Source organism: Mesorhizobium norvegicum, from assembly GCF_004919685.1.
Lineage (GTDB): Bacteria > Pseudomonadota > Alphaproteobacteria > Rhizobiales > Rhizobiaceae > Mesorhizobium > Mesorhizobium norvegicum.
Window position 1 is genome coordinate 92,730 of sequence record NZ_SMYZ01000019.1, and the last position, 22,024, is coordinate 114,753.

A 22,024-nucleotide genomic window follows, 5' to 3' on the forward strand; every position below is an offset into this window, starting at 1 on the left:
TTCACGGACAGCGATTTTCACGAACTTCCGGCGCTCCATGTGCCGGCGGCAGGAGAGGCTTTGCCTCATCAAGGGAGGAAACCATGAGACATGCATTGATCACCGCGCTCTTGCTCGCATCGGCCACGATGTCGGCGAAAGCGGACACATTCGACATCGTCAAGCAGAGGGGCTCGATCCTGTGCGGCGTCAGCCAGGGCGTCGCCGGTTTTTCGTCACCAGACGACCAGGGAAAATGGGGCGGCTTTGACATCGATTTCTGCCGCGCTGTCTCGGCCGCGGTTTTCGGCGACCCCGACAAGGTGAGCTATGTGGCGCTGTCGACCAAGGAACGCTTCACCGCGCTGCAGGCCGGTACCGTCGATATCTTGTCGCGGCAGTCGACCTGGACGTTGTCGCGCGACACCGGCATGGGCATCCACTTCGTCGGCGCCGCCTATTATGACGGCCAGGGTTTCATGGTGCACAAGAACCTCGGCGTCGACAGCGCGCTGAAGCTGTCGGGAGCCACGGTCTGCGCGGAGCAGGGCACGACGACCGAGCAGAATGTCGCCGACTATTTCACCGCCAACAAGATGAAGTACGAGGCGGTCGTCATCGATTCCGCCGACAGCATCATCAAGGCGTTCGATAGCGGCCGCTGCGATGTCTACACCACGGACGCATCGGCGCTTTATGCGCAGCGCCTGAAACTGACCGACCCTGCGGCTTTCACCGTGCTGCCCGAGATCATCTCGAAGGAACCGCTCGGCCCGGCCGTTCGCAAGGGTGACGACAAGTGGTTCGACATCGTGCGCTGGACGCTGTTCTCGCTGATCGAGGCGGAAGAGGAAGGCATCACCCAGGCCAATGCGGAAGCCTCGCTGAAGTCGCAGAATCCGACGATCCGCCGCTTCCTCGGTGTTGACGGGGACAATGGCCAGCAGCTTGGGCTCGAGCCTGCCTTCGCCTACAACATCGTCGCCAAAGTCGGCAATTATGGCGAGATGTTCGAGCGCAATCTCGGCCAGTCCAGCCAGCTGAAAATAGCGCGCGGCATCAATGCGCTGTGGAACGCCGGCGGCCTGATGTACGCGCCACCCGCGCGCTGAGACCAGAAAGCGGAACGACTAACCGGAGTTGCCGAAGCGTGGTGCCCTTGGGCTTCCGCGCCCGGCGATGTCTGGCCTGTTAATCTGGCCTGTTAAAATGAGGTGGTGATGTGCGGCCTCGCACGCATCACCTCATTCGTGCTCGAAAGAGCTAATAAAAACGTTTTTATTTTTGTTGAAAACGTTTTTATCCGATGATACGAATCCTGAGATCAGGATGGAATCGTCCATGGCAGAGACCGAAAGATCCGAACGCCGAGAGCTTTCGCCGACGATCAAGACGTTGGCGGCCCATACCGGTTATTCAATCGCCACCATTTCCAAGGCTCTGCGGGGGTCGCCGGTCGTCGCGCAGCCCACAAGGGACGCTATCGTCGCCGCGGCGCGGGAACTGGGGTATCAGGCGAACGCGCGAGGCATGGCGCTCAGGACGGGCAAGACCTATCGGGCGGCGGTGCTGATGCCGATAACGTCCGCGGCCGGCTATGAATGGGACGGCGTCGAATACACGCAGATCCTGAGCGGCATAAGCCAGGCGCTGGAAGGCAGCGACTATCAACTGTCCGTACACGGCTTCCGGGATTTCGGCGACGCCTTCGACACAGCCCGCCGCATCGTCGACCAGAGCGCGGCCGACGGGCTGATCTTTTCCGGCGTGCAGGCCGACGATCCTCGTATCGATATGCTGGTCGAAAGCGATTTTCCATTCGTGTCGCTCGGCCGTTGCCGCAAGCCCCTCATCTATGCCCATGTCGATGTCGACAATGAGTGGGCGGCGTTCACCGCCACCGCGCGGCTGATCGCGGGCGGACATAGACGTATCGCCCTGATCAACGCCGATCGCCGTCTTTCCTACGCCCTCGACAGGATCGACGGATTTTCGCGTGCCTTTGACGAGGCGGGGCTTGCCGCATCGACGGACCTTGTGGCTGGCGGCGATCTGTCCACCCGCTTCGGCCGTGACAGTGCGCTCAGGCTTCTTGGCTTGCCCAGTCCGCCCACGGCTTTGGTGTGCGTCAACGAATCCACCACCCTGGGCGTCCTGTCGACGCTGGGTAGCCTTGACCGGCGCGTCGGGGTGGATGTCGATGTCATCGCCTATGACGACATCAATGTCAGCGCCTACTTCACCCCGCCGATCACGACGTTCTACCAGCCAATCGAACTTCTCGGCCGCAAGCTGGGCGAGTTCCTGCTGAGGCGCATGGCGGGCGAGGACCCGGCCAAGCTCGCCATGGTCTCGAGACCCGAGCTCATCGGCCGGCAGCCGGACAATCTCGGCGGGCGAAGCCGCCGTTAATCATGACATGGGAGGAAAGAGCATGAAGAAGATTTTGATCGGACTTGCACTGGCGCTGTTGACGGCCGGTGCCGCCGGCGCCGCCGACCTCGGCGGCAAGGTGCTGAAGGTGGGTTCCGACACCACATCGCCGCCGATGGAAAGCGTCGACACGGCGACCGGCCAGATCGTCGGCTTCGACGTCGATGTGATCAAGGCGGTCTGCGGCAAGATCAACTGCAAGGCTGAATTCGTCACCACCGGCTGGGACGGCATCTTCGCGGCTCTCGACCAAGGCAGTTTCGACCTGGTCGCCTCCGGCGTGTCTATCACCGACGAACGCAAGAAAGCCATGGATTTCTCGGACCCCTACATCGTCAACAGCCAGGCTGTCCTCATGCGCGTGGAAGACGAGGGCCTGTCCCTCGATGACTTCAAGGCGAAAGGCAAGAAGCTCTCGGCGCAGGCTAACACCACCGACGCACAGGTCGCCGAAAGCATCGTCGGCAAGGACAATGTCGTCGCGTATGACAGTTTCGCGGCTTCCGTCATCGCGCTGAAGAACAAGGACGTAGACGGCGTTGTGATCAACGGCGCCAATGCCGCCGCCTATGAGAAGGAGTTCGCGGGTGAGCTGGTCGTGCCGATCCGGGATCTCCAGTCCGATCCGCTGGGGTTGGTCTTCCGCAAGGGTGACGAGAATGTCGCCGCCTTCAATGAAGGGCTGAAGGCGATCAAAGCCGACGGCAGCCTCGACGTGCTGATCGCCAAATACTGGGGCGCAAAATAGCTGCTTGAAAGGCTCCGGCGCCTGGCGCCGGAGCTGTCGTTGGGGGAGGACGGGACCGGATGCAGTTTCTGATGCGCCTGCGGCCGAGCAATCTGATCATCGTCGCGGCATTGCCGTTCATCGTCTATCTCTTTGCTTCGTCGGTAAACTACCAGCGCTCGCTTCGCGCCATCCTCGGCGTGGAGAACGGCTCGTCGGCCTTCGTGCCCGGCTTCCTGACGCTGGCTGTCGCCTTTTCCGCCGGCCTTGCCGTGTTCGTGTTCTCGCGCGCTTCGTCCAGATCGCCTCGGCTTGCGACGATTGCCGCCGGGATCAATCTTGCCATCGCGGTGCTACTTGCGACAACCGGCCTGGTCTATCCCTTTGTGGCATCGGTCGTGGCGAACGCCGTCGATCCGTTCACCTCCGATCTGGTGGTTCAAGGCGTTACGCCGCGGCGATTGACGGATGCCGCCGACCTCATGGTGCGCGGCCAGGCCGCACTCCTGTTGCGAACCTATCTCGGTCTGACGGTCGTGATCCTCGGTGCGTTCTTCATCGCCGCCCGCAACGGGACCGGTAACGCGACGCACCGTTTTAGCCGCCTCGTGCTGGCGGCGGTGAACGGCGCCGGCTTGGTCTTCATCCTGCTTTTCGCGCATATCGCATTCGCGGCGGGGGTTGCCACGACGATCCGCGCGGCCGTCGCGGCCTATATGCTGGCGGCCATGATGGGACTGCTCTGGGTCGGGCTCCTCAAGCTCAAATACAGCTGGCGGGCGGACCTGATCTGCATCGTGGCAACCATCCTCATGATCTGCGCCGCCGCGTGGTTCCTGCTTCAGCCGCGCGAAAGCTTCGTGCTCGTGGGTTCTCTCGCCGGGAAGGTCGCGGTCACGCCCGGCACGCCGTCCGGCATACTTGACGCCGTCCGCTACGGGCAATTTCCCGGCGGCCCCGACAGCGAGGTGCCGCTGCGCACCTCTCGCGGCGCGCCGGAAGCGATCGATGCGATCGGCAAGATCCCCGGCGTCAGCGCAGCGCTTGTCCCGGCGGCCACAGCGCCGGCCAGCTTGCCGGTGCTGTGGCAGACGGAGGCGTTGAACGATCGCGACAGGGCGTTCGGCATCACGCTCGCCGCGCTGGCGATCGTGCTTGGCCTGCTGACCTTCGGCGGCCATATCCACCGCAGGCATCCGCTCTCGATCGGGTCGGAGTTCATCGTCGATACGATCCGCGGCATCCCGATGCTGGTTATCGTGCTCTATGTCGGCCTGCCGCTCGCTGGAGCGCTCAAGGATGCGACCCAGGGCGTGGTCGATCCGCCGAACCTGGTGCGCGGCATTGCCGCCATGGCGCTCGCCTATTCGGCCTATCTGGCCGAGATATTCCGGTCCGGCATCAACGCAATTCCCGCCGGCCAGATTGAGGCCGCGCACAGCCTTGGTCTGAACGGCTGGCGTACCGCCCGGCTGGTTGTGCTGCCGCAGGCCTTCCGCATCATCATCCCACCGCTTGGCAACGAACTGATCGCAATCCTCAAGGACACGTCGCTGCTGTCGATCCTGTCGATCCGCGACATCACGCAGCGTATGCGGGAATTCCAGTCGGCAAGTTTCCTGCCGTTCGCGCCCTACAACTCAGCCGCCATCTTCTACATTTTCCTGACGCTGGCCGCGGCAAGCCTCGTCAGCACCATCGAGAGAAAATATGACATCAAGCATCGATAACGCACGCCGGACCCTCGAAGCCCGCGCCTCCGGACTGGTCTTTCCGCACGGCTTCGTGTTCGGCGCCGCGACGGCAGCCTATCAGATAGAGGGCGCGCATGACGCGGATGGCAAAGGCGAAAGCATCTGGGACCGGTTCTGCCGCGTTCCCGGCGTGATCGTGGACGGTTCGAGCGGCGATGTCGCCTGTGACCACTATCATCGCTGGAAGGAGGATATCGCCGTGCTCAAGGCGCTCGGCCTTGGTGCCTACCGCTTTTCCCTCGCATGGACACGGCTTCTTCCCGAAGGTCGTGGCGAGGCCAACGCTAGGGGTATCGCCTTCTACGACCGGCTGATCGACGACCTGCTTCAAGCCGGTATCGAGCCCTATGCAACGCTCTATCACTGGGATCTTCCGCAGGCGCTGCAAGACCGTGGCGGCTGGTACAGCCGGGAAACGGCCATCGCCTTTGCCGATTATGCCCGGCTTGCCGCCCGCAGCTACGGTGATCGCGTCAAGAGATGGACGACGCTCAACGAGCCCTGGACGTTCTGCTGGTCGGGACACGCGACCGGTGAGGATGCGCCGGGATTGCGGGACGGTGTGAAAGGCGGGGTGACCGCCAGCCATCATGCCCTGCTGGGGCATGGCCTGGCTGTTCCGGCTATCCGGGCCGAGGTGGCGGACGCTTGCGTCGGCATCGTGTTCGATCTCAATGTCACGGAGGCCGCCACCGACGACCCACGCGATGTCGCGGCGGCACAGCGCTTCGATGGCGCCCAGAACCGCTGGTTTCTCGATGCCGTCTTCAAGGGCGCATATCCGCAGGACATGCTGGCGCTCTACGGCGATCTGCTGCCGCCGATCCAGGCGCAGGACAACGAGATCATCGCCGCGCCGGTAGACTATCTGGGCATCAACATCTACCGCCGCTCGGTGATCGCGGCGGGTGATGAACTGGCGCCGCTCAGCTACCGCCGGGTGCAACCGGAAGGCATTTATTCCGCGGTCGACTACGAGATCTGGCCACGCTGCATGTATGACATCCTGCACTATGTGAATGACCGCTACGCACCGCCGGCGATCTACATTTCCGAGAACGGCGTCGCCACGATGCCGGAGACCGTTGGTGAAGACGGTTGTGTCTGGGACGATCTGCGCGCTGCCTACTACGTCGATCACCTCGAGCAGGTGGCCAAGGCGGCGGCCGAGGGTTTGCCGGTGCGCGGCTATTTCGCCTGGACGCTGACCGACAATTTCGAGTGGGCCTATGGCTATACCACGCCCTTCGGCATCACCCATGTCGATTTCGCCACACAGCAACGCCACATCAAATATTCCGGCGGCGTCTACGCCATGATCGCCCGGCAGGAGACCGCGCCCGTCGCGAAGAGCGCTTGATTTGGCCAGAGACGGGCAAGGCGACCGCACGGTCCTCATAACCGGCGCCGGGCGCGGGCTCGGCCGCGAGCTGGCGCGGCAATACGCCGAAGATGGCTGGCGCGTGATCGCTTGCGGGCGCACCCATCCGGCCCAAGGGTTCGAAGGCAGAATCGAGTTCCAGCCACTCGATGTCGCCGATCCGGCTTCCATCTTCGACCTTGCCACGCGTCTCGCCGGCAGGCCGCTGGACGTGCTTGTCAACAACGCCGCCATCCGCAGCGAAATCAGTGGCCTGCACGGTTTCGCCCCGGATGAATTCCTGAGGGTTATGCGGACGAACACGCTCGGCCCACTGTTGCTGGCGAGGGCAGTGCGCCCGAACCTGGTTGCGGGGCGCATGCGGATCATCGCCAACATCGGCAGCCGCGCCGGCTCGATGGCGGAGGGGCTGCTCGACGACTACGACGACGACTATGCCTACCGCTGCTCGAAGGCAGCGCTCAACATGGTCTGCGCCCAGCTGGCGCAGGATTTGCGCGTCGACAGGATAACGGTGTTGTCGCTGCATCCGGGCTGGATGAAGACGGATATGGGGGGCGAACAGGCGGTCCTGGCGGTCGAGGACAGCGCGCGGGGCCTGCGCACGGTCATCGACGACGCGACGCCTAAGGATAGTGGCTCCTTCCGGACTTTCGATGGCATGCATATTCGATGGTAGCCGAATGGCACATCCGCCGTGTTCGCCGGCGTCATACAGGGTTCATCGTGCGGACATAGCGTCTTTCTCAGTTCTTTGCTGCGATGCAATAGGAGTGGGACATGGTGGACATAGTTTCTAGCGAGGGGGGCATTCCGAGACCGGATCATCCGCTGGATCAATCGGGCAGCGCGAAGTGGTTCCTGCCCGCCTTCGGCGTGCTGGTGCTCGTCGGCATCGTCTATGTCGGCTACGCGCTCAGCCAGGATCTGGCGGTGGCCAAGACCGTGCCGTGGATCCTGCTCGGCATCGCCTTGCTGATCGCGCTCGGCTTCGAGTTCGTCAACGGCTTCCACGATACCGCCAATGCGGTGGCGACGGTTATCTACACACGCTCGATGCCGGCCGAATTCGCGGTCATGTGGTCGGGCGCCTTCAATTTCCTCGGGGTTCTCACCTCCAGCGGCGCGGTCGCCTTCGGCATCCTGTCGCTGCTGCCGGTGGAGCTGATCCTGCAAGTCGGCTCTTCCTCCGGCTTTGCCATGGTGTTCGCACTGCTCGTCGCGGCGATCCTGTGGAATCTCGGCACCTGGTTCCTTGGGCTGCCGGCGTCGAGCTCGCACACGATGGTCGGCTCGATCATCGGCGTCGGCCTCGCCAACCAGTTCATGGCGCCTGCCGGCAGTGCCACCAGCGGTGTCGACTGGTCGCAAGCTACCAATGTCGGCATCACCTTGCTGGTGTCGCCGATCATCGGCTTCTTCGCCGCGGCGATCCTGCTCTATGTGATGAAGCTGCTGGTGCGCAATCCGGCTCTCTACGAGGCGCCGAAGGGCAACACGCCGCCGCCATGGTGGATCCGTGGCCTGCTGATCTTCACCTGCACCGGCGTCAGCTTCGCGCATGGTTCCAATGACGGACAGAAGGGCATGGGCCTGATCATGCTGATCCTGATCGGCGTCGTGCCGACGGCCTATGCGCTCAACCGCACCCCCGACATCAACTATCTCGAAGCCTACAAGTCGGCTTCGGTCAGCGTCGAAACGGCACTGGGCAAATATGCCAAGCCCGGCGTCACCGTCACTGATGCCAAGGCCGCCGTCCAGGACGCCGTGCGCACCAGGACCTGGAGCGACCAGACGACGATCGCGCTGCAGACCTACATCCACAACACGACGGCGGGCCTGCAGCCCTATGCCTCGGTCGAGACGGTGCCGACCGATCTGGTCGGCAACGCCCGCAACGACATCTATCTGATCGGCGAGGCGCTCAAGCTGATCGACAAGAAGAAGCTGCTGCCGATGGAGGCGGCCGATCTGAAAGCGGTCACCGACTATCACAAGGCCGTCGACAACGCGACGAAGTTCATCCCGATCTGGGTGAAGGTCGCAGTCGCGCTGGCGCTTGGCCTCGGCACCATGGTCGGCTGGAAACGCATTGTCGTCACCGTGGGCGAGAAGATCGGCAAAAGCCATCTGACCTACGGCCAGGGTGCGGCGGCCGAACTCGTGGCCATGGTGACCATCGGCATGGCCGACCGGCTGGGGCTGCCGGTGTCGACAACCCATGTGCTGTCGTCGGGCGTCGCCGGAACGATGGCGGCGAACGGTTCGGGCCTGCAATGGGCGACGGTGCGCAACCTGCTGCTTGCCTGGGTGTTGACGCTGCCGTGCTCGATCACGCTCGCCTTCGTCCTGTTCATCATCTTCCGCCAGGTGTTCTGAGCGGAGCGTATAAGCGTCCAAATAAAAGGCAGCGCCGGTCGCCGGCACTGCCCTTTTTTCTTTAAGCGAGCACTGTGTTCAAGTCGGCACATTATGTTAACGTTGAACCTCCCAGGGCATTGGCGCGAAACGCCCATCGCTTCGTCATCCACGGGCGGAGCAAGGAGCGTAGCGACGCGGCGCAGACCCGAGGATCCATGCCGCGACTTCAGAGCGCTGCAACGGTGCAGAATTCCCTTCCGCTGCACTCTACGGTCAGGGTCACGGCATGGATCCTCGGGTCTCCGCGACGGAGCTTCGCTCCTGCTTCGCCCGTGGATGACGACGTTGGAGAGGCTGCAGCCAATCTCGAACGTTGGCGATGGCTGCTCAAAACGGGCGGTGAAATTCTGGCCAGGAAGGAAACCGTTGAGAATCAGCGCCCTAGTTAGGTCGGATCTTCGCGATGCAGGTCGTGGATGGCGACGCCGTCGACATTGGTCGGCATCGTCAGCCATTGGCGATGGCGCAAGGTGCGCTGCGTGTCCTCAAGCCCTGTCTCCCAATGCTCGCGCATCGAGGTGCCTGAGAACTCATAGTCCTTGGCGTGACCCTCATAGCCTTTGTGCTGGTAGATCAGGTGCACGATGTTGACGGTGCCGGCGTCCGAATAATCCTCGATCAGCGCTTCCTCGGCCGGCGTCCGCAACTCCTTCGGCACCCGCTTCAGCGCATCGAGCAGGCGCATCTTGAGGCCATGGATGCGTTTGAAATTGTCGGTGTTCTGCCGCGTGCGGCTCGAATACATGATGTCCTTGTGGCGCGACAGCACGTCCGGCATGCTGCGCGGCAGGACGCCGCGGGCGCTGAACAGGTCGACCTGGAAGACCAGCGAAGAACGGTCCTCTTCCTGGTCGAGCAGATATTGCAGCGGCGTGTTGGAGACGATGCCGCCGTCCCAGTAGTATTCGCCTTCGATGCGGATCGACGGGAAGGCCGGCGGCAGCGCGCCGCTGGCCATGATGTGCTCTGGCTCGATGCGGACCTTGTCGGTGTCGAAATAGACGAAGTTACCGGTCCGGACGTTGACCGCGCCGACGCTCAGCCGCTTCTTGCCGTCGTTCAAGATGTCGAAGTCGATCAGGCTTTCCAGCGTCTCCTTCAATTCGGCGGTGTCGTAGAAGCTGGTGGCGCCCTCGGCGCCCGGCTGCTCCACCCACGGATTGGGATTGCGCGGCTTGAAGAAGCCCGGTTGCCCCATGACCATGGTCATCCACGAACTGGTGCGGTTGCGGATGTCGCGGTAGATGTCGCCTTCGGGCGTATAGGCCCAGATCTTGCGGCCTGAAATCGTCTGCCAGAATTGCTCGAGCCGCTGCAGGCGGCGGCTTGATTCATTGCCGGCGATGATCGCCGCATTGATGGCGCCGATCGACACGCCGGAAAGCCAGCTCGGCTCGCAGCCGGCGTCGGCCAACGCCTGGTAGACACCAGCCTGATAGGCGCCGAGCGCGCCGCCACCCTGAAACACCAGCGCGATGCGGTCATACTGCGCCGAGATTTCCGCGATGGTGGCGGTGGCCTCCTTCTTGCGATTGCGTTCAAGCACGGCTTTGGTCTCCGACTTCTTGTTTGAGCATGATCTCTAGCGAAAACCGGTTCCCACTCTTCGGGATCATGCTCTGTTTGGCGATGCGGTCAGGCGCGGTCGGCGAGATAGTCGTGAACCACCTCGCCCAGGCCAAGCGTCAGATCTGCGGTGAAATGGACTGATGACACGATGTCGAGCACCGGCAGCCGCGCCACGTCGGCCATGACGTGCGGCCGCAAATCGAGTGCGGCGGGCGCTGTCCAGGCTTCCTTCAGCGTGATGTCGGTGAGGTGGTAGCGGACGAGCTCGCAGATGCGCGGCGTGCCGTCGACATGCGGGATGATCTTGATCAGGAAATTGGGCGCCGCCAGCGAAGCGAGGACAGAGCCGTGATCGGCGGCCTTGTGCTTGTAACCCATCGTGCCGGTGGCGCACAGAACGCTGCCATAGTGCAGCGTGCCGACGATCACCTCGCCTTCATGGACGATCTTGGGGTTGGCAAGCTTCTTGGGAAAGCCCCACAGTTCGCGGCCGCCGGCGATCGGCGCGTCGTCGTCGAGATACATCGAATGGACGTAGGCGCCGTGCTGGCCCTTGTAGCGCACCGGGATGACCTGGCCGGTCTCGGTGTAGTCGCCGAAGCCGGTTGAGTCCGGCATGCGGATGAATTCGTACTTGACCAGCGGCTCGTCGATTTCCAGCGGCTCCGGCACGACAGCCTCAAGCGCCTCACGCGTCGTGCGGTAGGTGATGATGACATATTCGCGGTTGAAGAAACGGTACGGCCCGGGCGGGAAGGAGGGGTTGGTGAGCGGCATCGCATAGGCGCGCTTCACGACATCGGCGATCTGCAAGGCGGGTGCCCCATTCGGTTCAGGAATGACTGCGCGAAGGCGCTCCGGATTATGTTGCACGGCACCATGACAGTGCCGTGTCAGCCGCCTGACAGCCCTTCCAACGGCCCCAGCGGCCCCGTCGCAACCCTGTAATCGCAACGACATATGGCTGTGGCAGTGTCATGGTGCGGCGCACAAGCCGCCCCGTTCATTCCCTCCCACCTCTTGCGAGATCATCATGGGTTTCCTGTCTTCAAAGAACGCCCTCGTCACCGGCTCGACCAGTGGCATTGGCCTCGCCATCGCCCGCGCCTTTGCCGCCGAAGGCGCCAACGTCACCATCAACGGTCTCGGCGATGCGGCTGATATCGAGCAGGAGCGGGCCGGCATCGAGAAGGATTTCGGCGTCAAGTGCCGCTACTCCGATGCCAACATGATGGACGGCGCGGCGGTGAGCGCCATGGTGCACGAGGCCGAGGCAGCGTTCGGCAGCCTCGACATCCTGGTCAACAATGCCGGCATCCAGCATGTCGCGCCGATCGAGGAGTTTCCCGACGACAAATGGGAAGCCATCATCCGCATCAACCTGCTCGCCGCGTTCTACGCCATCAAGGCGGCACTGCCCGGCATGAAGGCGCGCAAATGGGGCCGCATCATCAACACCGCCTCGGCACATGCGCTGGTCGCCTCGCCGTTCAAGTCCGCCTATGTGTCGGCCAAGCACGGCATATCAGGCCTGACCAAGACGGTGGCGCTGGAAGCGGCGCTCGACGGCGTCACGGTCAATGCGATCGCGCCGGGCTATGTCTGGACGCCGCTGGTCGAAAGGCAGATCCCGGACACGATGAAGGCGCGCGGCATGACCGAGGAACAGGTCAAGCATGATGTGCTGCTGGCCGCCCAGCCGACCAAGGAATTCGTCACCGTCGACGAGCTTGCCGCGCTGACACTGTTCCTGTGCTCGGACTCAGCCAGGCAGATCACCGGCACGACCTTGCCGATGGACGGCGGCTGGACTGCACAGTAGCCCCGGCCCTGAAGGCTTTAGCATTCGCTTCCGGCGGCGAGTAGTGGTGTGTCTCCGGGTTGGACTCCGCTGCTCGTTGGACGCGAGAGTTTCGGGATAGCGGCGATCAACTCTCGGGTATAGGCCTGCTGCGGACGATCCAGAACGTCTCCCGTGTTGCCATATTCAACCAGCTTACCGTGCTGCATGACCGCAACCTGTTCACACAGATAGCGCACCACGCCCAAATCGTGGGAAATCAGGATCAGCGTCAGCGACAATTCGCGGCGCAGCCGCGCAAAAAGTCCAAGGACCTGGGCCTGGATGGTGACATCCAGAGCAGAGGTGACTTCATCGGCGATTAAAATCTCTGGCTCCAGCGCCAGGGCTCTGGCGATGCCGACGCGCTGCCGCTGGCCGCCGGAAAGTTGCGTGGTGCGTCGGTCCAACAGCTGGCGCGGCAATTCCACTTTTTCCATCAGCTCGCGGATCCGCGCCGGAATGTCTCCTTGCGGGCAAATGTTCTGTTGCAGCAGGGGTTCGGCCAAAGTTCGTGCAACCGTGAACGCCGGGTTGAGTGACATGAACGGATCCTGGAACACCATCTGCAGTTTGCGAACCTGCTCCGGTCGGCGCCGCCTGAGCGCGCGATCGAGCGATTGGCCGTCCACCTCGATCTCTCCTTGTTCCGGCTGCACAAGGCCTGCAATGGCCCGGGCGATGGTGCTTTTGCCGGAACCGGACTCGCCGACAATCCCCAGCGCCCCGCCGCGACGCAGTGCCAGCGAAACATTGTCAACCGCGCGCACGATCAGCGGCGGCTTACGCGTCGCCCAAGCCGCAAGGCTCTGCCCCGGATAGAAGTTCACGCACAGGTTCTTCACCAGGAGATGCGGTTCCGTCGCCACGGGGCGGGCATGCGTGGTCGGCGTCATCAGCGAGGGTTGGGAAGCGATCAGGCGCTTCGTGTATTCATGGGCGGGGTCACGCAGGATCTGATCGACCGACCCGATCTCCAGCACGGCACCGTCCTTCATGACGACGACGCGGTCGCACATTTCCGCGATCACGCCAAGGTCGTGAGAGACCAGAATGACCGACAGCTTGCGTTCACGCCGGATGCCGCGGAGCAGGTCGAGTATCTGAGCTTGCACCGTGACATCAAGCGCCGTCGTAGGTTCGTCGGCAATCAGCAGTTTCGGTTCGCAGGCGAGGGCCGCCGCGATCATCACCCGCTGACGCATGCCACCCGACAGCTCGTGTGGATACGCGCCCGCCCGCCTGGGCGCGTCCTTGATATGCATATCTTCGAGCAGGCCGATCGCCCGCGCATTGGCCTGCCGCCAGGATATGCCCTGATGGACCACCATCGCCTCGCCCACCTGACGCCCGACCGTCATGATCGGATCAAGATGCGTCGACGGATTCTGGAAGATCATCGCCGCTTGCCCGCCACGCAGCTGGCCCAGCTCGACATCTTTCATGGAGAGGACATTGCTGCCCTCGAACATGATCCGGCCCGACTTCACCAGCGCGTTGCCGGCAATCAGCTTCAGGATGGCTCTGCAGGCCACCGTCTTGCCCGATCCGGATTCACCGACGATTCCAAGGACCTCTCCCGCCTTCAATGAAAAACTGACGCCGCGCAGGGCGTGGACGTCGCCAAAATTGGTGGCAAAGTCGATGGTGAGGTTCTCGACGCTGACGAGGTCACTCATCTCAGGATTCCGTATTCAAGAGGCGGGCGAGACCATCAGCGGTCAATGAGAGGCCGAGCGCCAAAAGGCAGATGGCGATGCCTGGAAAGATCGCAATCCACCAGGCGGTCGTCAGGTAGGTCTGCCCGTCCGCGATCATGGCGCCCCATTCCGGCGTCGGCGGTTGTACGCCGAGGCCGAGAAAGCCCAATGACGATCCGAGCACGATGGCCAGCACGGCATCAGTCATGACGAAGACGATCGATGGGACGATGGCATTTGGCAGGATGTGGAACAGCATGATGCGCAAATGGCCAAAACCCATGCCGCGTGCCGCCAACACGAAATCGACGCCGCGCAGCACCAGCGCCTGGCTCCGCACAAGTCGTGCATAGCTGACCCAGTTCACCAAGGTGAGCGAGATGAAGTAGCTCTTGAGGCCGGGCCCCAGCACGGCGACGATGGCGATCACCAGGACGAAATAGGGAAATGATACGGTGACCTCGAGGATGCGCATCAGCGCCGCATCGATCCGGCCACCCAGATAGCCGGCGATGAGGCCGATGATCGTCCCCAGGATGATCGGACCGACCACGCCGAAGAAGGCCATGGCGAGATCGTAGCGTGCGGCAAACAGTGTCCGCGCCAGTACATCGCGGCCGATAGCGTCAGTGCCAAACCAATGCTCGGCGCCAGGTGGTTTCAGCGCCTGCATCACATCGACCTTGACCGGGTCGAAACCAGTCAGCACCGGCGCCAGTATGGCCACGACGATCCAGGCCAAGGTGATGGCGCCGCCAATGGCCAAGGTTGCCGGCATCGTCCGGAGTCGCGCCATGGCCAAGGGGCCGCTGCCCCGCATCACATCGCTCACAATTCCACCCGTGGATCGAGAATGGCGGTCAAGATGTCGACGGCAAAATTCGAAATGACGACACCTACGGCAAGCAGCAGGGCCACTGCCTGGACAACGAACTGGTCGTGCGTGAGAACGCCGCGGATGAGCAGGTTGCCGAGCCCTGGAATATTGAAGACATTTTCGACAACGACCGTCCCGCCGATCAGGAAGGCGACTACGACGCCCAGCAGATTGACTGTCGGCAACAGGGAATTCCAGAACACATGCCGGGAAAAGATGTAGCTTTCCGGCAGGCCCCTGGAGCGGCAGGCGATCGCGTAATCCTTATCCAGCTGCTGAATGAAGGTCGCGCGCAGATTGCGGGCGAGGATCGGCGTCACCCCGATGCCGATCGTCAGGGCCGGCAGGAACAGATGCCCCAGGTTGTTGATAAAGGTCGGTCCGTATCCGGATACGGGGAAGATCTTCAGCCGTAGGCAGAAGCCCATGATCAGCAGCAGGCCGACAAAGTAGGACGGCACGCCGACGCCCGCGACGCAGACAAGACGGATGAGATGATCGATCCACCGTCCGCGCTGCCGGGCAGCGGTGACCGCGAGCGCGAATGTCAACAGCAGCGAGATGACGAGGCCATAAAGGATCAAGAAAACCGTTGGCGCAATCCGTGCCACGATGACGCCACTGACGGGGCCGCGAAAGGCAATCGACTGACCGAAATCGCCACGCAAGCAATTCATCACGTAGTAGAAATACTGCACGGGGACGGGCTGATCGAGACCGTATCGCGCCCGCACGAACTCAATCGCCTCCTGACTGGCCTTGGGGCCAAGCATGAGGCGAACCGGATCGCCGGGCGTCATTTGCAGCAGCAGGAAGGTGATCACGCTGATACCCAGCAGCACGGGTATCAACTGTATCGGCCGCCTGAGCACGAAGGAGAATCGATTCATGGTTGGGATCCTGGTGTCAAACTGATGCGAGGCATGGACGAACTGTCTCGTCCCGCCCCACGTCCTCTGCCGGTCAATCCAGGCTTGCCCCGCCGATGGACGAGAACTGCAGGCCGACGTTCAGGATCAGTCCCTTCACGCTCGGAGCGTAGGCGTTGAGCCACGTTGGGTGATAGAGCGCCACCTGCGCCACTTCATCGACCACGATCTTCTGGATCTGGGCATAGAGCTCGGCCCGTTTGGCATTGTCCGCCTCACCCGAGGCTTCATCGATCAGCTTGTTGACCATTTCGTTGTTGTAACGGGTGTAATAGGACTTGTTGTCGCCCGCACCCCAGACGCACCAGCGCAATGCGTTGTCGGGATCTCGCGTCTCGTTGTACCACCAGTTCATTTCCGCCTGATATTCGCCGTCGGCGAGGCGGGTCCATGCCTGGGTGGAATCGATCTTGGCAATGTTGACGGTGATGCCGACCTCCGCCAGTTGCGCCTGGATCAGCACGGCCGCCTTTTCCTCGTCGGCACTGCCGGCATTCTGGATGAGTTCGAAACTGGCTCCGGTCTTGCCGGATTCGGCCAGCAGGGCCTTGGCCTTTTCGACGTCCCGGGCAATGACCGGCAACGATTTGTCGAAGTAATCGAGCGTCGGGCTCATGATGGAACTGGCCGGCGTGCCGAGACCCAGCGTCACCGCGGCGTTGATCGCCGTGCGGTCGATGCCATAACTGACAGCCTGGCAGAATTTGAGGTCGTTGAAGGGTTCTGCCGAATGGTTGATCAGCATGTCATAGGTGGTGCTCGAAGGTTCAGGGTCGGCCCGGAAGCCGGCGGCCTTCAATTCGGCCATACGCGGGGCTGGAACTGCGAGGCAGACGTCGAGCTCGCCCGCCTGCAACATCGAGACCCTGGTATTGTCGTCCGGGACATAGCGGAATTCGACGCCGTCGATCTTAGGCTCGCCTTCGCGGTAATAGTGCTCGTTACGACCAAGGACCACGCGGTCCCCCGGTTTCAATTCGACGAATTTGAATGGTCCTGATGTCACCGGTGCCTTGGCGAAAGCGTCGTCTCCCATCTTCTCGACCGCTGCCTTCGGCACAATGCCGGTATTCCAGATTTCGGTCAGGGTCAGGAAGGGCGTGAATTTGCGATCGAGCGTCATTACCACTGTCCTGGCATCTTTTGCCTCGATCTTGGTCAGGGGCTGGAACGGCGCTGCATAGGCGGAGTCCTTCTGGAAGCGCATCCGGTTCCAGCTGAACGCCACATCCTCGGCCGTGATCGGCGACCCATCGGAAAATTTGGCCTCGCGCAGGTGGAAGGTATAGGTCTTGCCGTCATCCGCGATGTCCCAGCTCTCGGCGAGGCCCGGGCCGACTTCGGTGCGATCGGGATTGGCATGCAGCAGGCGCGCATACATCATGCCCTGGACGAGGATATCGGCTCCATACGTGGTCTTGATCGGGTCCAGGGTGAGAACCTCGGACCCATAGCCCATGCGCAGGATCTTGCTGCCATCAGCATTGGCTCGAAGCAATGTCGCCGGCAATGTCGCGATGCTGAAGCCGGCAAGCGCCGCGCTCTTGAGGAATACTCTGCGGTCCATGACAATCTCCCATTTGCGTTGATGATGTTCCCAGGGGCAGTCCATGCTTGTTGGTTCAAGCAGTCTTTGTGATGTGGATGGGTGGCTTGCGTCTGTGCCAGGCGTATTCGGCCTCAAGCACCGCACCCAACCGTAGCAGCAGGTCGTCGCGTCCGAATGCCGCGACAAACTGCACTCCGATCGGCAGGCCGTTTTGCGTCCAGCCGAGCGGCAGGGATATCGCCGGCGAACCGGTGCCGTTGAAGAGCGCGCTGAACGTCTCCTTCGGCGCCAGATCCGCGAACACCGTATCGATGTCGCGGCCAGCACGATCCGGGTTATGCGTGCCGAGCAGCTCCGGCGAGATCGGACAAGTCGGCGTCACCAGCACGTCATGGGTGGCCAGGAACTCACCAACGATCCGCGTGATCTGGTCATAGACCGCGAGAGCCGCGATCAGGCTCGCCGCATCGAGCGTTCGGCCATGGCGGTAGACGGCATGTGTCGTCTGCTGCAGGCAAGCGTCTTCGATCGGCCGTCGCAGCAAGCCCGCCAACTCGTCGAGCGATTGCGCCGTAGAGGCTGCCCAGATCACTTTCTGTGCCGCCAGATAGCGCTCATAATCGAACACAGGACTGGCCTCGACGACCTTGTGGCCCAGTTGCTCCAGCCTCTTGCCCACGTCGAGGACCGCGGCCTTCACCTCGGCGTCGAGCGGATAGCCGGACCAGGACGTTGTGCACAGGGCAACGCGCAAAGCCTTCGGTGGCGTGACGATCGCCTGGGCATAGCTGGTGGCTGGATGGGCGATCTCATAGCTGTCGCCGGGAACCGCACCAGACCCCAGATCAAGCAAAGCCGCCGTGTCCCGGATCGAGCGTGTCAGCATGAAGGAAATGGCGAGACCCAGCATTGGCGCATTCGATTCCGGCGCGCCGCTGATCCGGCCGCGGGACGGCTTCAGGCCGACGACACCGCAAAAGGAGGCGGGTGTGCGAATGGAGCCACCGCCATCGGCGCCTTGCGCGAAGGGAACGATGCCGGCGGCAACGGCAGCGGCCGCGCCGCCGCTCGATCCCGAAACACCCCTGCTGGTATCCCAGGGGTTGCGCGTCGCACCGTAGAGCGAGGATTCGGTTGCCGCCGCGATGCCGAATTCCGACGTGGTGGTACGCCCGACATTGGCAAGGCCGCCGGATCGCAGTTTCACCCAGAAGGCGTGATCGTCGCCCGAGGTGAAGCCTTTTGCGAAAACGCTGCCGAACTCTCCCGGCCGGCCGGCTTCGATGGGGAAATCCTTGGTCAACGTCGGCATGCCGTAGAAAGGTGCTGGCCCGGGAACGTCGCCAAGGGCTTCGATCGCATCGGCATAGGTTTCGATCACGGCATTGAGCTGTGGATTGACCGCGGCGATCCCCGAAAGGATGCAATTTCCCAGCTCGCGCGGTGTAATTTCCTGCTTGCGCAGAAGCTCGGCCAGACCAAGGCCGTCATGGGCGGCGTATTCCGTCAGCTTCATGCGCTTGCCCTGACCGTCCACGGATCCAGCAACGGGTGATGCATCATCATTCTTCGCCTTCTTCCTCTTTGATATGTCGCGCTACGCGCCGTGGCGGTTTGTGGAAGGTCCGCAGGATTCCGGCGATATCCTCCAGCTCATTCATCCGTGTCTCGGCCGATTTGCCGAGTTTCTCGGCAACGGAATGAGTCAGCAGGTTCAGCACCGAACTTATCGCAGCCGTCGAATCCCAGTACAGGTCAACGCGGGTCGACACTTCGAGCGCAAGCTTTGTGTATTCAGATGCCCAACGACTGTATTTGTCTGTAACGATGATCAACGGAATCTTGCGACGCTTGATCTGAGCGCAAAGCCGAAAGCTCATCGCGGCGTATTCCGCCGTATCGATCAGCAGGACGCAGGAATTTTCGCCGCTGTCGGTGAGGATTTCCGAGAAGGTGCCGCCCAAACCTTCGGCAAAGCGAACACCGCTGCGCACCCAGCGCAGACGCGTCGCGAAATCGAGCCCCAGTCCCTTCACCGCCTGGAAGCTCACGCAGTTCACGCGGTCGCAGCTGCTAAGCAGATGAACGATTTCGGACCACATCTCGCCCTGGGCAAGGCCATAGGCCGCGGCCAAGGCCTGCTGCTCCATCTCCAAGCTGCGAGCCAACCGCTCCTGCTTCTCGCCGCCGATGCGAAAACGCAACTCAGCACTATCCAGGCCTGGGCCTGTGACTTTCGGCGCGGAGCGCAGGCCGCGCTTCATTTCCTTGAGGTCGGTGTAGCCGAGACGCCGCACGAAACGGGTAACGCTTGCCTCGCTTACACCAGCGCCGGAGGCAATGGTGGCACCAGTTTCAAAGGGGATGTCATGGATGTTGGCAAGCAGGTATCGCGCGATTGCTTGCTCGGTCCGGGCGAAATCCAGCCAGCCCTCACGCAACCTGGCTTCCAGAGCACTGGCCACCTCATTCTCACCAGACACAGCCTTCTTGCCAGGCGCCTTCGTCTTCATCGGCTGCAGTGTCCCATCGACAAGTTCATTTTCGGTCAGGCAGGGAAATGCCGCCCAAAGACGTGCACTTCATTTCCAGTTTGCGGGTGCGACGCTAGCACGCGAAAACACGTTGTGAAAGATAAATTTTACAGTTTCATATTTCGGTATTTTTATTTCACAATCGGCCAAACTGAGACGAGCTTGCGGCGCTGGCGCTGTTCCTGTGTTCGGATTCGGCCAAGCAGATCACCGGCACGACCTTGCCGATGGACGGCGGCTGGACCGCACAGTAGAGGGTGGTCTCAACGTTTCATTTTCCGACTGGTGCCGCCGGGCGCCAGCATGAAGCACTGCGGTCAGGTCCATGAAAATCATCCAGGTATCGGATCCTCATCTGCTTGCGCCAGGCGGTCTTCTGTACGGCTCCGACCCGCTCTCCCGGCTGGAGGCCTGCCTTGCCGAGATAAGCAGCAATCATGCCGATGCCGAACTGGTGGTGATTTCCGGCGACCTCACCAATGACGGCGAACGCGCTGCCTACGCCGCACTGAAGGAAAAACTGGCAGGGTTCGTTCCGCCCTGGCGGCTGATGCTTGGCAACGATGACGACCGGGCGCTGTTTCTCGAGATGTTCCCTGAAGCGGCCGCTGAGCGCGGTTTCGTCCAGAGCGTCGTCGACAGTGGCGAGGGCCACCTGATCCTGCTCGACACACTGGACAGCGGCCATGTCGAGGGCAGGCTGTGCGAGGCGCGCCTCGACTGGCTCGACGAAAGGTTACAGGAGGCGCGCGACCGGCCGGTCTTCCTGTTCATACACCATCCGCCGTTCAGGATTCACACCCTGAGCTCGATCGTGTCATGCTCACCGACGCCGATGCGTTGCACGATGTTCTGCTGCGCCACGGCAATGTCCGTCATACCTTCGCCGGACACGTCCATCGGCTGATCGCCGGCAGCTGGCGCGGCATTCCCGTCAGCACGTTGCGCAGCACCAATCACCAGACCGCGCTCGATTTTCGAACAGCTGGAGCCTTGGCCACGAGCCTCCCGCTTATGCCGTGATCTTGATCGATGCGGACGGGGTGGTTGTCCATTTCCACGATTTTCCCACCGGCGCGGCGGAATAACACCCGTCACCCGCGGTGTATGTTATCCGCTGGCGGCTGCTGACCATGGCAACGCATCGCCATAGGCGGCGAAGGCCTCCAGCATTTCCTGGCCAAAACTCATCTTTGATGCTGGACTTCGTGCGCTGCCACATCTCTCGCAGCGAGGAAAGCGATGATCTCCGCGTCGATCGCATCCATGTTGGCCGCACGGAACTTGTCATGCGCGCCCGGCATGACGACCGTTTTCACGGTGGCCATGTCGGATGCCCAGCCCTTGTATTGCGCCACTGTCGTGGCGCCCCACTCGGAACTGGCGAGAATGAGGATGTCGCAGGGATAGGATGAGGGCACGAATCCGGCTGCTGCCTGCAAGAGCGCGCTCTTGAACGCCTTCTTGCGCAGATGCCGCCCCAGGCGCGTCTGTCCCAGGCCGACCGCGCTGAGCCCATCGCGCAACAGGCGCCAGTAGGTCACCTTGCGGGCGATCTGGCGGCGCCTGCTCTCGGTCATGCGATCGTCCGGCATCGGTTTCAGCCAGGCTGAGCCGGGCGAGGGCGGATCGATGAGCACAAGCGCCGGCCGCTTGCCGGTCGCTTCATGGCTCAGCCGGCCGACCTCGATCGCCAGCAGGCCGCCCGCGCATATGCCGCCAATGATGTCGGGATGCTGGCCGGTCACCGAAGTGAGGGCTTCAAAATAGTTGGAGCTTAGTTCGGCCATGCTGGAATAGGGCGTCTCGCCGGGCTCGAGCCCCATGCCGCGCACGGCCATGACAGCGTATTTCTGCTTCAGTCGCTTGCCGAAGCGATTGGCGAACAGGGCCGAGCCGGAAATGCCATGGATCATGGCGATCGGCTCATGGCCGACATTGCCCGACACCGGCACGATCAGTTGACTGGCAGGATGGACCGGCACCAGCGATGCGATCAACCGGCCGAACTCACGCGGCGTCTGCGCCCCGAGCAGGACGGAGGTTTGCAACTTGACGCCGTATCGCTTCTGCACGGCCAGTACCAAAGTCTCGGCCGTCAGCGAGTCGCCGCCGAGATCGAAGAAGTTGTCGTCGAGCTGAACCGAAGGGATCTGCAGTTCCGCGGCGAAGATGCCGGCGATCGCACGCGCCGGGCCATCGCCCGGCAGCGTGGCGGGCCGCACCCATTGTTGAACGTTCATCGGAAAGCCCCAAACCGATGCCTTTTACGCACTGACAGTCCAGCGAACAAGCCCCGGCTGCCTTTTGTGTCGTAAGCAGATGAGT

The 22,024-nt window shown here is 62.3% G+C and carries 18 protein-coding genes and 1 pseudogene; 10 read left to right on the plus strand and 9 right to left on the minus strand.

Annotation, left to right across the window (positions count from 1 at the left end; genetic code table 11):
* Positions 1–83 precede the first annotated feature (83 nt).
* The 7 genes from FCU66_RS07485 to FCU66_RS07515 all read left to right on the plus strand — a co-directional run bounded on the left by FCU66_RS07485 (position 84) and on the right by FCU66_RS07515 (position 8,656).
* Positions 84–1,091, plus strand: coding sequence for an amino acid ABC transporter substrate-binding protein (locus tag FCU66_RS07485; RefSeq protein ID WP_136620572.1), 1,008 nt, complete (start codon positions 84–86; stop codon positions 1,089–1,091).
* A gap of 229 nt (positions 1,092–1,320) precedes the next feature.
* On the plus strand, positions 1,321–2,391 hold the full coding sequence (locus tag FCU66_RS07490; protein ID WP_136620573.1) for a LacI family DNA-binding transcriptional regulator: 1,071 nt from the start codon (positions 1,321–1,323) through the stop codon (positions 2,389–2,391).
* Positions 2,392–2,413: 22 nt separating this feature from the next.
* On the plus strand, positions 2,414–3,160 hold the full coding sequence (locus tag FCU66_RS07495; protein ID WP_136620574.1) for a transporter substrate-binding domain-containing protein: 747 nt from the start codon (positions 2,414–2,416) through the stop codon (positions 3,158–3,160).
* A gap of 59 nt (positions 3,161–3,219) precedes the next feature.
* A complete protein-coding gene (locus tag FCU66_RS07500; protein WP_136620575.1) occupies positions 3,220–4,869 on the plus strand; it encodes an amino acid ABC transporter permease in 1,650 nt (549 codons plus the stop codon).
* The gene (locus FCU66_RS07505) at positions 4,850–6,253 is read left to right on the plus strand and encodes a GH1 family beta-glucosidase (protein ID WP_136620576.1); all 1,404 of its coding nucleotides are present in this window, start codon (positions 4,850–4,852) and stop codon (positions 6,251–6,253) included. Before FCU66_RS07500 ends, FCU66_RS07505 begins: the two co-directional genes overlap by 20 nt.
* Before the next feature lies 1 nt (position 6,254).
* Positions 6,255–6,953: an SDR family oxidoreductase gene (locus FCU66_RS07510; RefSeq protein ID WP_136620577.1), complete on the plus strand. Its 699-nt coding sequence runs from the start codon at positions 6,255–6,257 to the stop codon at positions 6,951–6,953.
* A gap of 101 nt (positions 6,954–7,054) precedes the next feature.
* The gene (locus FCU66_RS07515) at positions 7,055–8,656 is read left to right on the plus strand and encodes an inorganic phosphate transporter (protein WP_136620578.1); all 1,602 of its coding nucleotides are present in this window, start codon (positions 7,055–7,057) and stop codon (positions 8,654–8,656) included.
* A gap of 427 nt (positions 8,657–9,083) precedes the next feature.
* On the opposite strand, the gene FCU66_RS07525 is transcribed toward FCU66_RS07515, so the two are convergent.
* Together FCU66_RS07525 and FCU66_RS07530 are read right to left on the minus strand one after the other, a co-directional pair.
* The gene (locus FCU66_RS07525; RefSeq protein WP_136620580.1) at positions 9,084–10,244 is read right to left on the minus strand and encodes a patatin-like phospholipase family protein; all 1,161 of its coding nucleotides are present in this window, start codon (positions 10,242–10,244) and stop codon (positions 9,084–9,086) included.
* 89 nt (positions 10,245–10,333) lie between these two features.
* On the minus strand, positions 10,334–11,080 hold the full coding sequence (locus FCU66_RS07530; RefSeq protein WP_136620581.1) for an acetoacetate decarboxylase: 747 nt from the start codon (positions 11,078–11,080) through the stop codon (positions 10,334–10,336).
* A gap of 220 nt (positions 11,081–11,300) precedes the next feature.
* Between FCU66_RS07530 and FCU66_RS07535 the strand changes: the two genes are divergently transcribed.
* Positions 11,301–12,089: a 3-hydroxybutyrate dehydrogenase gene (locus tag FCU66_RS07535; protein ID WP_136620582.1), complete on the plus strand. Its 789-nt coding sequence runs from the start codon at positions 11,301–11,303 to the stop codon at positions 12,087–12,089.
* A 17-nt stretch (positions 12,090–12,106) separates the two neighbouring features.
* On the opposite strand, the gene FCU66_RS07540 is transcribed toward FCU66_RS07535, so the two are convergent.
* From FCU66_RS07540 to FCU66_RS07565, 6 genes are all read right to left on the minus strand, one after another.
* Complete coding sequence (locus FCU66_RS07540) at positions 12,107–13,786, minus strand: dipeptide ABC transporter ATP-binding protein (protein ID WP_136620583.1); 1,680 nt, start codon at positions 13,784–13,786, stop codon at positions 12,107–12,109.
* A gap of 1 nt (position 13,787) precedes the next feature.
* Positions 13,788–14,585 (minus strand): ABC transporter permease, encoded by a 798-nt coding sequence (locus FCU66_RS07545; RefSeq protein ID WP_246093822.1) that lies wholly within the window; start codon positions 14,583–14,585, stop codon positions 13,788–13,790.
* A 50-nt stretch (positions 14,586–14,635) separates the two neighbouring features.
* Positions 14,636–15,574 (minus strand): ABC transporter permease, encoded by a 939-nt coding sequence (locus tag FCU66_RS07550; RefSeq protein ID WP_136620585.1) that lies wholly within the window; start codon positions 15,572–15,574, stop codon positions 14,636–14,638.
* 73 nt (positions 15,575–15,647) lie between these two features.
* Positions 15,648–17,180 (minus strand): ABC transporter substrate-binding protein, encoded by a 1,533-nt coding sequence (locus tag FCU66_RS07555; protein WP_168992057.1) that lies wholly within the window; start codon positions 17,178–17,180, stop codon positions 15,648–15,650.
* A 55-nt stretch (positions 17,181–17,235) separates the two neighbouring features.
* Complete coding sequence (locus FCU66_RS07560; protein ID WP_136620587.1) at positions 17,236–18,678, minus strand: amidase; 1,443 nt, start codon at positions 18,676–18,678, stop codon at positions 17,236–17,238.
* Between the two features lie 46 nt (positions 18,679–18,724).
* Positions 18,725–19,675, minus strand: coding sequence for a MurR/RpiR family transcriptional regulator (locus tag FCU66_RS07565; protein WP_136620588.1), 951 nt, complete (start codon positions 19,673–19,675; stop codon positions 18,725–18,727).
* A 176-nt stretch (positions 19,676–19,851) separates the two neighbouring features.
* Here FCU66_RS07565 and FCU66_RS07570 point away from each other — a divergent pair.
* Positions 19,852–19,950 (plus strand): annotated as a pseudogene (locus tag FCU66_RS07570) (SDR family oxidoreductase); the annotation flags it as partial.
* A 71-nt stretch (positions 19,951–20,021) separates the two neighbouring features.
* Positions 20,022–20,603: a metallophosphoesterase gene (locus FCU66_RS07575; RefSeq protein WP_246093823.1), complete on the plus strand. Its 582-nt coding sequence runs from the start codon at positions 20,022–20,024 to the stop codon at positions 20,601–20,603.
* 280 nt (positions 20,604–20,883) lie between these two features.
* Here FCU66_RS07575 and FCU66_RS07580 read toward each other — a convergent pair whose 3' ends face one another.
* Complete coding sequence (locus tag FCU66_RS07580; RefSeq protein ID WP_136620589.1) at positions 20,884–21,939, minus strand: thioesterase domain-containing protein; 1,056 nt, start codon at positions 21,937–21,939, stop codon at positions 20,884–20,886.
* Positions 21,940–22,024: the final 85 nt, after the last annotated feature.